This window comes from Psychrobacter cibarius (assembly GCA_030686115.1).
GTDB lineage: Bacteria > Pseudomonadota > Gammaproteobacteria > Pseudomonadales > Moraxellaceae > Psychrobacter > Psychrobacter cibarius_C.
The window spans coordinates 1,126,602-1,141,072 of sequence record CP131612.1 but is presented as its reverse complement, the minus strand read 5'-3'; the positions used below and the strand labels follow the sequence as shown (position 1 = coordinate 1,141,072).

Genomic DNA, 14,471 nt, shown 5'->3' with positions numbered 1-14,471 from the left:
TTAATACACCTCATGAAATATGGGTGATGAATTATAAGCTTAGTAAAAATATCTTATGGAGGGCGGGCTTATGAAAAAATGGCCACTGATTATAATCATAGCAGCCATCATCGGGCTGGTGGTTGCCTTTATTATTGGGCAATTATTGCCAAATATGCGCACCAACAGTAGCGATATCGAGGTCAATATCACTGATCCTGCTCTCATCAAGCAGGGCGAATATATCGCGCGCACTGCTGACTGTGTCGCGTGTCATACCACGCTCGATGGCGAGACTTATGCAGGCGGTCTGCCTATGCTAACGCCACTTGGGGCAATTTACTCGACCAATATCACACCCGATAAAGAAACTGGCATCGGCAACTATAGTTTCGACGACTTTAAAAACGCCGTGAAGCATGGGGTACGCAGTGATAATAAAGCCTTATACCCTGCTATGCCGTATCCCTCTTACCAGCTCATGCCAGACGAAGACTTAGCCGCGATGTACGCTTTCTTTATGTCCGATGTCAAAGCCGTCAAGCAAGCCAATCTAAAAAGCGAGCTCCCTCCCATAGCAAACTGGCGCTGGCCATTGGCATACTGGCAGGTCTTATTTGATCGCAAGCGTGACTTTGTCCCTGAAACAGACGATGCCCTATTGACTCGTGGTCAATACTTAGTCGAAGGTCCTGGGCACTGCGGCTCTTGTCACACTGGGCGCGGTATTGGCTTTCAAGAAATCACTCTAAGTAATGCAGATTCTAACAAGTATTTGAGCGGTGCAATCATCGATGGTTGGCGCGCCAAAAGTATCCGCGGTGAGCATCGCGGACTTGGCACTTGGACGGTCGCAGAATTAAATGACTTCTTTAAAACTGGTCGTACTGATACCACTGCTGCCTTTGGTGCCATGGCCGAAGTGGTTGAGCATAGCACTCAGTATATGACCGACTACGACATCAACGCCATGTCATCTTATCTTAAAACATTAACGCCAGCACCAAACAAAGAAGCCACACTGCCTGCGAAAAAAGACATCACTACGCAAAAATTACTAGATGGCGACTATGATTCACGCGGTTCGATTTTGTACGCCGAATATTGCCAAATTTGTCACCGTGTCGATGGTAAAGGAGTCGCGCGTATTTTCCCAGCGCTTGATGGCAATAGTGCGGTTTATTCTAACAATGCCGATTCGGTCTTACAGATTACCTTAAGCGGTGGTCGTATGCCTGAAACCCCACATGACCGTATGGCGTTTACTATGCCTGAATTCAGTAATCTTAGCGATGCAGATGTGGCAGAGGTGGTCAATTATGTCCGTAATAGCTGGACCAACCAAGCGCCTGAAATCGATGTCGATGACGTGGTAAAAATGCGGGCTTTCCTCGCCAAAAAACCAAAAACCAGTACGGATATTGCCCCAGACTTAAGTATTGATGCGCAAACAAAAGGAGCAGAATAATGAAAAAATCTCCACTCAACTTGCCTACTATTGCTAGCGTTATCTCTCAAAAAATCAATATGGGCAACTTAACCACCGCTATCCTTACTGCTTCAGCGTTCAGTATCGCCGCTATCAGTAGTGGTTGCTCACAGCCCGAGCCTATCGAGCAGAATGCGCCTGAGTACGGCTTAGTCACTGCTGATGATGCCAACGAAGATATCGGCACTTATGTGCTGCCGCAAGATACCTCTATCTTGGATGAACCAAATGCTGATGAGATATTTTATGGTAAACGCTTATTAAACGAAACCAAGCGCTTACTCCCAGAGCACGTTGGCGCGCAAATGAACTGTAACAGTTGCCATATCTCACAAGGTAAAATCCCACTTGGCGACCCGTATATCAATAGTTATAACTTCTATCCGCGCGTGATGCCAAGATCTGGTAAGGAAGTTGATTTAACCAAACGTATTAATGGCTGCTTCCAGCGCTCAATGAATGGCAAACCGTTGAAACCTGAATCCCCTGAAATGCTGGCAATGTTGGCTTATATGAAGTGGCTGTCGCAAAACACCCCAAAAGAGCAAAAAGTCGATATCCAAAATGCAGGTAAAGTGGATGAATCACTAATCCCAGATCCTGTCCGCGGCGAACAAATTTATAAAGCTCAATGTGCAACTTGTCATGGTGATAATGGCGAAGGCATCAAAGACAGTCGCGGCGATATCGTGTTCCCGCCATTATGGGGCGATGAATCCTTTAACATCGGTGCTGGTATGGCACGTACTTACAAGGCGGCTGCCTTTGTAAAATACAACATGCCGATGGGTATTCAGACCAAAGGCTTATGGGGTCACGGAAATGTGCTGAGCGATCAAGATGCCGTCGATGTGGCGCACTTCTTTACTCATCAGCCGCGCCCTGACTTTGCTGGTAAGGTCAATGATTGGCCAAATGGTAAAAAACCTAAAGACGCGCGTTACTGATATATTAAGAAGACGGTATTTATAAAGACTTCACTTAAGAGGACTTTACTTAAGCAAACATCATTCTATGCTCGCTTGTGAGCGAGCATAGACACGATAAACCTTTAAGAAAATACATTTTTCTTAAAGGTTTTTTTGTTATCTATAGTTAATGCTTCTACAAACTTCTCGCTCGTCACTATATAGTTGCTGTATATCAAAGTTCGCTACCGCCATTTACTATGAGGTCTGTCATGCGCAAAATTCCTGTCTACTCCCACCCTGCTGCCGGTTGGCCTGCGCTGATTTCCTCTACTCGTAAATTGATGGATTATCAGACTTTTTTACGTGGTGGTTTGAGTGTGTTAAAAAGCAATCAGCCCAAAGGCGGGTTTGATTGTCCAGGTTGCGCTTGGCCAGATCATAAGTCACATAAAGCCATTGATGTCTGTGAAAACGGCATCAAAGTCATCGCCAGTGAGACCATGACTAAAAAAGCCGATGCGCAGTTTTTTGCGCGACATAGCGTCACCCAACTACAAGGCTGGTCGGGCTATGAGCTTGAGCATAGTGGTCGTTTATCAGAGCCTGTATATTATGATGCCGCGCAAGAGCGCTACTTACCAATCTCTTGGGAAGCCGCTTATACATGTATCGCTGAACAGTTAGGACAGCTTGACTCACCAGATGAGGCGCTATTTTATACTTCAGGGCGTGTCACTAACGAGCCCGCCTTTATGTATCAACTGTTTGTGCGCTGTTTTGGCACCAATAATTTACCAGATTGTTCCAATATGTGTCACGAACCAACGTCGGTAATGCTCGGTAGACAGTTGGGTATTGGTAAAGCGACCGTGAAACTGGAAGACTTTGAGCAAGCCAAACTGATATTGATGTTTGGACAAAATCCTGCGACCAATCATCCACGCATGCTTGAAATGCTTGCTCATGCTCACGAGCAAGGCTGTCGAATCCTCTCAATCAACCCTATGCGCGAACAAGGCTTACGTAAATTTAGAAATCCGCAAAAGCCCACGCATATGGCGGCAGGTCAAAGTGATGAGATGGTCGATGAGGTCATTCAAATTCAGATCGGCGGCGATGCAGCACTCTTAACCGGTATCGCTAAGTGGCTGACTAAAAACAATAAAATCGATCAGAGCTTTATCGATGAACATACCTCAGGATATGAGGCACTCGACGCGTGGCTGCGCCAACAATCATGGCCTGATGTGGAACGTGGGTCTGGTATCAGTAAAGAGGAAATCATTAATATAGCAAAACTGGTAGCGGCGAGTCCTGCGACCATTTGCACGTGGGGCATGGGCATCACTCAGCACGTCCAAGGCGATGACAATGTAGCGATGATTACCAACCTATTATTATTAATGGGGATGATTGGTATTGATGGCGCAGGCGCGTCTCCTGTTCGTGGTCACTCTAACGTACAGGGCGACCGTACCATGGGCATCCATGAGCGCCCTGCACAAAAGCTACTAGACAGCCTTGAGCGTGTGTTTGAACGTCCGATGCCGCAAGAAAATGGCTTTGATGTGGTCTCTGGTGCGAAAGCATTGATTGCTGGTAAGCTTAAGGTCTTTATGAGTATGGGCGGTAATTATGCCGTGGCAGCACCTGATACCAGTGCAATTCAGCAAGCTTTAACCACCACTCAGCTCAATATTTTTGTCGGTACTAAACTTAATGAAACTATGCTGTATCCGGGCGCGAACAATCTTATTCTGCCTTGCTTAGGTCGTACCGAACGTATTATTACTGCCAAAGGTGAGCAATTTGCCACTATCGAAGATTCCATGTGTCAGATTGTACCCACTCGAGGCAACCTGAAACCCGTCAGCGATACGTTGAAATCTGAAGCACAAATTGTAGCAGATATCGCCACTCATGTGCTTGGTGCTGATTCGTCCATTCCTTGGCAAGCAATGAGTAAAGACTTTGACATCGTTCGTGATTATATCGCCCAAGCGATTGATGGCTTTGAAGACTTTAATCAGCGTATTCGCGAAACCGAGCGTGGCTTTCATTTGTACCATTCTGCGCGTCATCGTGTATGGAATACTGATAGTGGCAAAGCGCAATTTGAAGTACCAAAATACCCTATCACCTACATTGCAGCACAAATGGCAGAGACCTCCTTAGCCTTTCACCATGACAAAAAACCCGCTGATAATATTAATAGTGCGCCAAACAATGAACAAAAGATTTGGCAATTGACCAGTGTCCGTAGCCATGACCAATTTAATACCATGATTTTCGGATTTGAAGATCGCTATCGCCAAACCAATCGCCGTGATGTGTTGTTTATGCACCCAGATGAGATGACTCGTTTGGGTTGGCAAGCAGGTGACCGAGTAATGGTATCCCGCCATGCCAGCTCAAATAATTCAAATAACACAGACGGTACCGTTCAGCCACGCACGCTAGGGCCGTTAGTATTGACTGATATGGATATCGCCGCTAACGCTGTCGCAACTTATTATCCTGAATGTAATGATATATTTGATTTAGACACGCATGCACCAGACTCTCACATACCAGCGTATAAATCGACGACCGTTGTTTTGCAACGCGTTGAGGCAAATGCTGGTACGACTAGTCATGCATAGTCAGCAACGGGCAGATCATTGAATGATGCATATATTTAAAGGAGATGATAACTTTGGCAATGACCATACGATATAACGAGGTATTATGATTGCCCAAAGTGATACTGAAACTGACGCAAAATATAGCGATAGTTTTTTGGTAAATACCCTAACAGATAAGACATCAGAAACTCTAAAGGCATCTGCAACGCCGCTTGCACGTAATCATTGGGCGCAAAAGCATCATTATCCGACAGATAAATATAACCCTAACAACATTATTGAGACCCGTGTTGCTAAGACCAATATTGCACAGACCCATATGCAGCAAATCAGTATCGATTGCCAATCAGCGAGCTTGGCAGTGGAAGCTGCGGTTGCTATCGTTATCAATGGTATTCACTATGCGGTATTGATGGCAAGCCCTCACCAGTTAGAGTATTTAGCCGTCGGATTTTTGTTTAGCGAAGGCTTAATTCAACATAGCCATGAGCTGCTTGATTGGGAAGTTACCCAACTGAATGATATCGAAAATTATCAACAATTCACGCAAGATTCATTTATAAAGGAACGATTTATAAGAGATGCTACGGATGAAAGTTTTGAATCTGCAGCATTTGAACAAAGCTTATCGTCACTGCAAGATTATGACATTTATGTGGTGGAGCTATTACTAAACCAGCGTTGTCATCAGCGTATCCAAGCGCAAAAACGTCAGCTAGCAGGGCGTACAGGTTGTGGTATGTGCGGCATCACAGGGCTAACACAAGCACTGCCTGACTTGAGTATCTATCGTCAAAACAGACAAAAGACAGATACACCAAGTCTTGACTGTCTATTAGCAATACGCCAGCAAGTCGATGCGATGCAGCATACTCACCAATTGACTGGTGCCGTACACGCCGCTGCGACGATGTATAATCAGCAGCTATACCTATTCGAAGATGTAGGACGCCATAATGCGCTTGATAAGCTGATCGGTTGGCAACTGCGCAATAAAATAGAGATTAGCTGCGTCCTTATGACCTCGCGCCTATCGATTGAACTGATACAAAAATCGATTCGTGGGCGCATCCCTTGGCTAGTCGGTATGTCTGCACCTACCAGTACCGCAGTGCGTGTCGCTGAGCGTTATGGCTTAGGATTAGCGGGTTTTTTGCGTGATAACAGAGTCACTTACTATTCAAATTATTCAGACCTATAAAGTTTTATGCTCGACTCTCTCATTAAGCGCACTTATTCATAAACTCTCATTTGCAGCGCTTTAATGACAGACATATAACGCTGATTTTTCGATAATAAACGGTCTCCTTTTTAGCTCAAACAAGACCTTTTTAAAACACTATCTATTCCCTATCTCGTTTTATCAAACACACAACGAAATAATAAAGATATTATTTCGTTGTGTGTTTGATAATTATGATGTTTTTTGACGAACCATTCCTAATTTTAAGCTTGATAATAGCTTAATTTGACCTCTTAATACTTTGAATAGCCATTAATTTATGGTCAAATAAGGAGAATTGAGTAGATAATTCGCATTTAGCTAAAAAATAACTTGTAATTTAAATTATATTTGCTAATATAGGCGTCCTTGATTGGCTGGGTGGCAGAGTGGTCATGCAGCGGACTGCAACTCCGTTAACGCCGGTTCGATTCCGACCTCAGCCTCCAATTATTTAGGTTAAAATTTTATTCATATTATATTAATTTTAGCTTGCTTTATTAATATAAATGCTTATAATAGCGACCACTATCTAACAAGTAGAAAGCTTACTTTTAGATAATACAAGTTTTGCCCGGGTGGTGAAATTGGTAGACACAAGGGATTTAAAATCCCTCGCTAGTAATAGCGTGCCGGTTCAAGTCCGGCTCCGGGTACCATTATATTAAAAGGCTTCCAAGCAATTGGAAGCCTTTTTCTTATTGTGCACTTTCTCTTATTAAACTAAATTTTTTCCACTATTTAGACAATTTACTAGTAATGAACTGCTAGCTTTACTGTTAAACGTCCTTCTCACGTTTAGGGTAATAAGCTATATCAATTGTATATAATCAATAGTTAGCCACATCCTGTTATCCTATTCTGAAAAGGCAAACCTTGTGTCGTAATAAAAAATAGATAGAACGACCCTAACATGATAAAAAAAGCAGCCACTTTCATAGTACTTAACGGCCTATTGGTGACACTAGCCAGCGCAAGCATTAATTTGGAATCCGTGAGCATAAATAAACGCAGTGCCTGCATAAAGATAGCCTTTAATAATTGCTCATAGATAGTGGCTCCACAGTTTTGTTTAACAAACAGCAGAATCGATATATCGACGATGACTGTAGTAAAAAAAGTATATTTAACATAGTTATTTAAATACGCATTTCCATTGTGTCATTTATAAGCTTTAGGTCGCCTGGCTCTTTTCCTTTTTATATAACTCGTGGTAGGTTGAATAGTCATCGGGTTGGTTGCGTTAAAATACCAAATGGTTTCCCACCTTCCTTTAGTCATGTCTGGCATGATGTCTTCTGCTTGAAAATGCTGCAACTCCTGACTGGCAGGTGACCACCAATATCCTGTCTGCGGACAAGGATGGTCTGCTTCACAACGTGAAGATTCCGATACTACACTACTACTGCCACCACCACTACCCGCGATACGCTCAACGAGCATCCAAGTAACAGGAGCTCTACCGACAGCATGTGTCGTATCAGGGTCATAACCGACATTAGCTTCATTCGCTAACATGCCATCTAATAGCACTTGAGCACTGGCATCTGCTCGATTTGGTACATAAATGCCAGCGACAGGGACGACCTCATCTACCTTAACGCTATATTGTTGATTGAGACTATAGATAGGCCATGATTCAGGCGCATTAAGCGCTCCTCTTGATTCAATGCTATAATTTTCTATTAAGTCGTATAAACACCAACCAAAATAACTGGTTATTCCCATGTTAAAAGCGCGTAAGCTTGCCTCTCTCCGCCATTTTTCATAATCCAGTTGTTGCTGCTTTGGCATCCAGTCGAAATCATAATCCGTACTGATAGCGCGAAAATCACTTTGTACATTACCGCCATATCTTATTGCCGCTAGATCCCCTTTTAAAAGCTCTTGATAGCCAACATTGAGACTATCTAAAGTATCACGTAAATTCGGTAATACCCGCTCACCCCAAACGATATCAGGCTGTCTATTGATAGGACGCGTACGGTAATCAAACGGCAAATCATTGACAAATAGCTCTAGCGCATATTCAGCAGCTTCTAGCATATTCGCAAAAGCATCACGCATCTCTTTAAAGTAGGCGGGTGAGCTGTAACGCTCTAATAAATAAATCTCTTGCGGTCTGATGATGTAGTTGTTCATTTTTAGTGGTTCTCATACTGTTTAATTGATGTTAGCTGATAAGTTTTTATCTAAGCAATCACCAGCATCACATACAGTATCGAACCGATAAACCACGTTGCATTCACAGCAATGCCTGAATACCATTTCCGCTTAAAGGCTTGATTTTGGTTTGCAAATGCGGCTTGGCGCTCTGCGGTGACAGGCAAGATGTTATACGGATTGTTTATGCCATCCCACATGAGCCGTCGCTGCACTTCAGGATGCAAAGCAGGATTGGCGCTTGATTGATAGATATTACCTTCGGCAAGGTCTAAAAAGCTAACTGTACAGGCTCGCAACCATCCCATAACTGTCACTTCATGGCGTAGTCCTGTTAAGCCCTTGTTTTTCTTCTCTTGAGCGATATCAGCACAGGCAAGCAGTGAGGTACTGATATCGGTGGGACAGGCGTGGGCATATCGAGGATCAAGCGGTAAGTCATCGGCTGGACGCTCCATGTAGGTGCGGATAAAGGTCCATTGGTCATAGGGGTTTAGCTGCATATCTTCACAGTTAATAGATAAGCTTGGTTCTCTTGTTGCCTTATCTATTACATGTAGATTCAGTACTTCATACACCAAACCTTCATTACGCCTTATAGAGGCTGTGATATCTTTATAATTAATCAGATGAAAAATAGGGGCTTGCTTGCGATTATGCTCGTAGTAAGCAATCTGCTGGGTATTTTTTAGTAGTAAGATTTTGTGGTATCGAGATTGCTTTCTTTTTAGTTGCTTTAGAGTTAAATATGGTGAAAAGCCAAGCATTGTTAGGAATATTATAAGCATAATAATTGGAAATAAAACTATTAGCTCAAACTCTTCAATAAAAAAATATTTAAGAACTACATATAAAAATAAAAATAAAAACTGACCAAACAACCATAATGACCCATAAGAAGCTAAAAGCCATACATTTTGAATAGAATTAATCACTGGATGAAACAGTAAATAATCTGGGTTGACCTCATGAATAAGATTACTTAGTCTATCAATACTGTCATTTTTTTCTTTAAAGCTGGATATCTTACCTTCATAGGGGCGACTGATTATTTTGAACACTGGGGGCTTAGGTGGAAGTGGTAGGAACATAATAGAACTCAACTTAAATATATGCTAATTTTTGCTAGCTATTATAAGCCACCACCGCCCATACAAATAAACCAACGTTAATGAGTATGATACACACCCATCTGACATTAACTTCCCAATTTCTACCGTCAAAAGCTAATTTGGCTTCATCAGTTATAAGCTGAATGGGGTACGGGTTGTTTTGACCGTTCCATGTCAAAAGCTTTTGCACGTCAGGATGTAAGATGGCTCGCTTGGTACATTGGTAATGATTAGCCTGAAATAGATTACCTAAAGCTATTATTGAGCCTATTATAAAGAGCATGATCTGACCACCGCCAGAATGATCACTCGGCAGTATACCGTTTTTGCGAAAGACAATATCAGCGTAGGCAAATAGTGAACCACTTGTATCAGCTGGATAAGCCTCACAGAACTGAGCGTCTATTGGCAGATCATCCGCAGGGCCTTCCATGTAAGTACGAATAAACGCCCATTGTACGCGTGGGTTTACTCTGTAATCTTCTAGCTTGAGATGATGGGTGATATCGCCTGTCTCAGGATCAGCGACATACAGATTAAGCGGTGTGTAGGCTCGATTATATGGGTCTTGATGTAAGTCTGGATGCACATCTTTATAGTCGACTATCTTAAGCGCATAAGGCTGTCTAAAATTCCATAATGGACGGTAATAATAAGCTATTTTCTGTTCTTTTTTTAAAAAGTAGTACTGGGTACGAATGAAGCGCTTTCTGATGAGTTGATAGAGAAATAAAATTAGTGGCGTACCAAATACAACAATCCATAAGAAGCTGAATACTATATCAAAAATACTAAATTCACCATCTATAAAGACAACCTCTCCAATATCTTGAAGAAAATAATTACCTAACCAAAATGAAGAAAAATAAACCCAGCCAACAGCAAAATAAAACACCCAGAAGTATGCGGGTAGGAAGGTTAAGTAATCAGGATTAACATCATGAATTTCTTTGTTAAGATGTTCAATCTCTTCAGTGCTCTTTAATAAGCTTTTGTCTATACTGGCGGTATAAGGACGGTCAATAGGATTGTGAAGCTTACTAAGGTGGGTAGCGAAATCATCGCGTAGTTGCATGTTATTATCCCTAATTACTTTTATCTAAGCAATCACATACAGTAATAAAAAGGTAGCCAATGATTTATTAAGACAACCACCCCAAACCAATCACATACCAGAGTTTATCGACCATGCTCGGATAGTCACCATGTGGTCTTGCCGCGCCTATCATGTCTATAATAAATGCACCGATAAACAGCATGATAATAGTAGCAATAATAATACCTACACTGTAAACAATGGTCTTCCAAATAGGCTGGTTATTCTGTTCAAGGTTGCCCTCTGGTAAATGTTTGTTTAAATCATAAGGGTCATTGGGATCAATCTGACATTCCGCTTCAATAGCTTTGCTAAACTGATGGCGGTAGCTGGTCAGCATTGAGATCACACGGCCAACATAACGCAGAGCTAATAAAGGTAGAATAACTATTGTCACTGGGTAAAACCTAAAAGTTCGTTCAGGGTACTCCATGTTTTCGTGAGAGTAATGTACTACGTTCAATATCAAACGCTTAAATGACATCAGCGGGGTTTCACGTTTCTTATGTATGGGATAGATGTAACGTATGGCCTCTTTGACTTCTTTTAGTTGCTGATCGTCACCTTCCATATAACGACGGATAAACTCAAAATAACTGATTAAACTTTTATCAAAGACATTGTTTTGAAAGGCAAGTGCAAACATACCCGTAATGGTTTCGCCGTTTTTATCAAAGGTCACGGCTCTGATGTCTCTATCTTCATTGATATAGGCAATAAAAAAAGTTAAGTCATCCCAGTTATATACTTCTACTTTACGATTGTATTGACGGACATAGACCTTACGGGTTTTACGATTAAAACGGATGGGATAATGCCATGTGGTAAATAGTTCGGTTGAGAGCACATTGATTAATGGAGCGAAGAATAGAATCATAGAAAAAGCGAGAATAAGACCAATACTAAGAAATACGATGTCAAAATCTATTGTGGATTTTACAATCAGATAGAGGATACCATTACTCACAGATAGCCCCACAAACCCTAAACATAATCCCCATCCTACCGCATCACCACGTCGTCTTTCATTGCGCCCTGTAGTCTCAAGATAAGTCGAGTTAAACTGTACCACCGTTTGTTGAGGGTGCAATGGCACATCATAGTTTTTATATTTATCCAAAGGCACTGTCTCATGGATGCCTTTAACGTCTGCAAGCTTCTGCCCTACCGCTTGATAACCTGGGGTCAAAAATGGCGGTTTCTTTGTCAGTCGAAACCGCCCTTCCATGTCTACAACGAATCCACTCATTTTTAGTTGTCCTTAATGTCAATTTCTATGCCTTCAGAAGCTTTTTCCAGCTGTGCCTTCTCAAAATCTAATGACCACTCATTAGAATCTATACCCCAAGTACCATACTTGACCCATTTTTCTAGTGGTGTTTTTTGGAACCACATGATAGCCAAACCAGCGACAATAGATACACCCAAAATGACCCATCCAGCTATAGGTACCCATGAGCCACTAACGCCAAATACGAGCAAAGTAGTTGATATAACGCCCGAACCAGCAGACGTTAAATATAGTGTTCCCATTACGACATCATCATTAGCATAATTCTCCTGAGCTGCTTGATAATCATAATAAGCAAAAACGGCAGCCCCACCTATATTGAGCCCCCTAGCACCTGCTTTTAGACTTGAGTACGCAACTTCAGTACCTTCTAACATTCTAGCCAATTTAAGCTGTCTATGAGAGCTATCAGTTGGTACTGCCCCATAAAGCTCTCTTCTTAAGCCAACAACATCAGCTCTATGCTGTACCACACCGCCTGCAAGTATCGCTATACTACCACCGAACTTATGTAAAGGCTCTTTTGCATCAGTACCGGCAGACTCTATAACGCCTTTGAACAAACTCAAACAAGACAATACTTGTAGTACACCGCCAAAATTACCAACACCTGACTGAGCTGCTTGGTTTTTATAGAAGCTTTTAAACTCCTCAAACTGTAGTCTTCGGTCAGTCAACATAGACTTTGCTATACCTGCTGAACTTTTAGCATCGTTAGCACTAGTCAAAGCATCTATACTCACAAATGCGGTCACTTTAGTAGATATATTTTTATCTACATCAATTCCTTCACTTTTCATTTGATCGACAAACTGTGAAGCGGCATCTTTAAGTTTATTGTTACTTAATTGACTACCTCCATTTTTGCTCAACTCTGTTTTCAATAGTCCATAAACACCTTTAGTAATATCTCTAATGTTGCCCTCAACAGTAACTACAGACAAAGGCCTTCTAGTAAATATACTCATTAATAAATCACTGCGTCCAAGCCGTATGTTAGGGTATGAAGTACTGGTTGCTTTTCTCTCAATGCCCTTTTTACGAATATAGAGATATGGATCAAAAATAAGATTTTCTAGGGTGATAGTAGTACCAGACATTTTTATTTTTTCTAGATATTGATTTTTTATCTTTGATAGTACTTCACCTGCAGCAGCAGACCATGACAAAGTGACAATACCGTCAATAGTCATACCATTACTAGTAGAGATAGACTCTACTTCACTAATAATGGTTTCATTATTAAAACAGCAGGCGCGCCCTAGATAATTGTAAGGTTCTAGGAGCGAATATAGTGACAACATATACATATAACTTTTTGCTACTTCCGAGTACTTAGCTGTTGAACCAACAAAATTTTGTACGGTAAGCGTATAGCTGGCACAACTATCAGTATCAGTATTATCAAAATTATAAGTCATTTCATTATTTAAATATTCTGAAAACCACATGTTGTTATATCTTTCAACTATCATTGCTAATTGCTTTTTTCTTTCTTCATTATTGCTAGCCTGAGTTGAACTATAAAAAGATAGCCATTTCAACATTTCATCATATCTTATTGAATCTTTGAATCCATTTTCCCAGTTTCTTTTATAATAACCTCTTATCAAATCCTCTCTAGAGCTCAATAAAGTTGCATCAGAACCATAAGGTTTCCTCAACGCTTCAGATTTCTGCTTGGCAACATATGCTGGAGCATTAGCTTTTATTTGTTTTTCTATATCAAGTATGGTGTTGGCAACTAATTGTTTCTGATTTAATTTATCGAATGAATTAGTAAACATACTTTTTAATAATTTTGAGTCATAGTAATCTTCAATATTCAGCATCATTTCATTTAAATCAATTAGCTTTCCAACTTCGTCATTGAAATAAACATTCAAAACACGATTTCCACTTTCTTCTATCTTCGATAATTCAGTTGTGAGACTCTTTTTTTCATGTGATTTATCTGGAGCATAAGGCTGTTTAGTGAACGGATTGATATAATTTAAATATTCAGTGGCATAATACTGAGTGATTGGCTCTTTTCCTTCCCCATCTGGGTCATACTCCCATAAGTTATAGCCTCCGCCATTTTGTGATTCACTAAGTTCTAAAGATGATTTACTACTTGACTGGGTGACAGATACAGGTACTTCAATCATATTGTTAGTTTTAGCGCCATCAGTATTATTTTGATGTCTTTCAATGACTGCTTTCGTCCATTTAACAGGGCTATAAGCGACCCATAATGTGTCGATATCTTTGTTTGGATTGGGAATACGGATAAAGCTGTTTAATGCTTGACAGTTACTCCCTGCCAAGCATGTTGAGTCTGCATATGGCAAGTCTGGCTCATTTGAATATGGCGGCATACCTGATATACCAGTCACCGTAAAACTTTTTAAATAGCGACCTTGTGTGACAACAAATCCATACCACTCTCGATTATTATCAAGAATATAAATATAGCCTTCATGAAGCAATCTCGATACAGATTTCAATTCTTTTTCTTTAAAGCGGTATCCCCAACGTACAGGCAATATCGTAATCCCCTGCGCTTGACACTGCTCACATCTCTCTGCCATGGCCTTATTCC

The 14,471-nt window shown here is 41.2% G+C and carries 9 protein-coding genes and 2 tRNA genes; 6 read left to right on the top strand and 5 right to left on the bottom strand.

What is annotated here, in order from left to right:
* The first annotated feature begins 70 nt into the window (after window positions 1-70).
* From Q6344_04895 to Q6344_04870, 6 genes are all read left to right on the top strand, one after another.
* Window positions 71-1,447 (top strand): cytochrome c, encoded by a 1,377-nt coding sequence (locus tag Q6344_04895; GenBank protein WLG14675.1) that lies wholly within the window; start codon window positions 71-73, stop codon window positions 1,445-1,447.
* Window positions 1,447-2,415: a c-type cytochrome gene (locus tag Q6344_04890; protein WLG14674.1), complete on the top strand. Its 969-nt coding sequence runs from the start codon at window positions 1,447-1,449 to the stop codon at window positions 2,413-2,415. The genes Q6344_04895 and Q6344_04890 overlap by 1 nt, the downstream gene beginning before the upstream one ends.
* 233 nt (window positions 2,416-2,648) lie before the next feature.
* The gene (locus Q6344_04885; protein WLG14673.1) at window positions 2,649-5,021 is read left to right on the top strand and encodes an FdhF/YdeP family oxidoreductase; all 2,373 of its coding nucleotides are present in this window, start codon (window positions 2,649-2,651) and stop codon (window positions 5,019-5,021) included.
* 85 nt (window positions 5,022-5,106) lie between these two features.
* A complete protein-coding gene (gene fdhD / locus Q6344_04880; protein WLG14672.1) occupies window positions 5,107-6,204 on the top strand; it encodes a formate dehydrogenase accessory sulfurtransferase FdhD in 1,098 nt (365 codons plus the stop codon).
* A 396-nt stretch (window positions 6,205-6,600) separates the two neighbouring features.
* Window positions 6,601-6,674, top strand: a tRNA-Cys gene (locus Q6344_04875).
* Between the two features lie 123 nt (window positions 6,675-6,797).
* Window positions 6,798-6,884: transfer RNA gene (locus Q6344_04870), tRNA-Leu, on the top strand.
* A 502-nt stretch (window positions 6,885-7,386) separates the two neighbouring features.
* On the opposite strand, the gene Q6344_04865 is transcribed toward Q6344_04870, so the two are convergent.
* The 5 genes from Q6344_04865 to Q6344_04845 all read right to left on the bottom strand — a co-directional run bounded on the left by Q6344_04865 (window position 7,387) and on the right by Q6344_04845 (window position 14,460).
* The gene (locus Q6344_04865; protein WLG14671.1) at window positions 7,387-8,367 is read right to left on the bottom strand and encodes a hypothetical protein; all 981 of its coding nucleotides are present in this window, start codon (window positions 8,365-8,367) and stop codon (window positions 7,387-7,389) included.
* Between the two features lie 50 nt (window positions 8,368-8,417).
* On the bottom strand, window positions 8,418-9,155 hold the full coding sequence (locus tag Q6344_04860; GenBank protein WLG14670.1) for a hypothetical protein: 738 nt from the start codon (window positions 9,153-9,155) through the stop codon (window positions 8,418-8,420).
* Window positions 9,156-9,513: 358 nt separating this feature from the next.
* Window positions 9,514-10,575, bottom strand: coding sequence for a hypothetical protein (locus tag Q6344_04855; GenBank protein ID WLG14669.1), 1,062 nt, complete (start codon window positions 10,573-10,575; stop codon window positions 9,514-9,516).
* Window positions 10,576-10,642: 67 nt separating this feature from the next.
* Window positions 10,643-11,845 (bottom strand): hypothetical protein, encoded by a 1,203-nt coding sequence (locus Q6344_04850; GenBank protein ID WLG14668.1) that lies wholly within the window; start codon window positions 11,843-11,845, stop codon window positions 10,643-10,645.
* A gap of 2 nt (window positions 11,846-11,847) precedes the next feature.
* A complete protein-coding gene (locus Q6344_04845; GenBank protein WLG14667.1) occupies window positions 11,848-14,460 on the bottom strand; it encodes a T6SS effector BTH_I2691 family protein in 2,613 nt (870 codons plus the stop codon).
* Between the last annotated feature and the right edge of the window lie 11 nt (window positions 14,461-14,471).

What these genes read in the sequence shown, in the direction of transcription:
- Q6344_04895 (WLG14675.1), top strand. Translation starts at nt 71, where the DNA reads ATGAAAAAATGGCCACTGATTATAATCATAGCAGCCATCATCGGGCTG.
- Q6344_04890 (WLG14674.1), top strand. Translation starts at nt 1,447, where the DNA reads ATGAAAAAATCTCCACTCAACTTGCCTACTATTGCTAGCGTTATCTCT.
- Q6344_04885 (WLG14673.1), top strand. Translation starts at nt 2,649, where the DNA reads ATGCGCAAAATTCCTGTCTACTCCCACCCTGCTGCCGGTTGGCCTGCG.
- fdhD (WLG14672.1), top strand. Translation starts at nt 5,107, where the DNA reads ATGATTGCCCAAAGTGATACTGAAACTGACGCAAAATATAGCGATAGT.
- Q6344_04865 (WLG14671.1), bottom strand. Translation starts at nt 8,367, where the DNA reads ATGAACAACTACATCATCAGACCGCAAGAGATTTATTTATTAGAGCGT.
- Q6344_04860 (WLG14670.1), bottom strand. Translation starts at nt 9,155, where the DNA reads ATGCTTGGCTTTTCACCATATTTAACTCTAAAGCAACTAAAAAGAAAG.
- Q6344_04855 (WLG14669.1), bottom strand. Translation starts at nt 10,575, where the DNA reads ATGCAACTACGCGATGATTTCGCTACCCACCTTAGTAAGCTTCACAAT.
- Q6344_04850 (WLG14668.1), bottom strand. Translation starts at nt 11,845, where the DNA reads ATGAGTGGATTCGTTGTAGACATGGAAGGGCGGTTTCGACTGACAAAG.
- Q6344_04845 (WLG14667.1), bottom strand. Translation starts at nt 14,460, where the DNA reads ATGGCAGAGAGATGTGAGCAGTGTCAAGCGCAGGGGATTACGATATTG.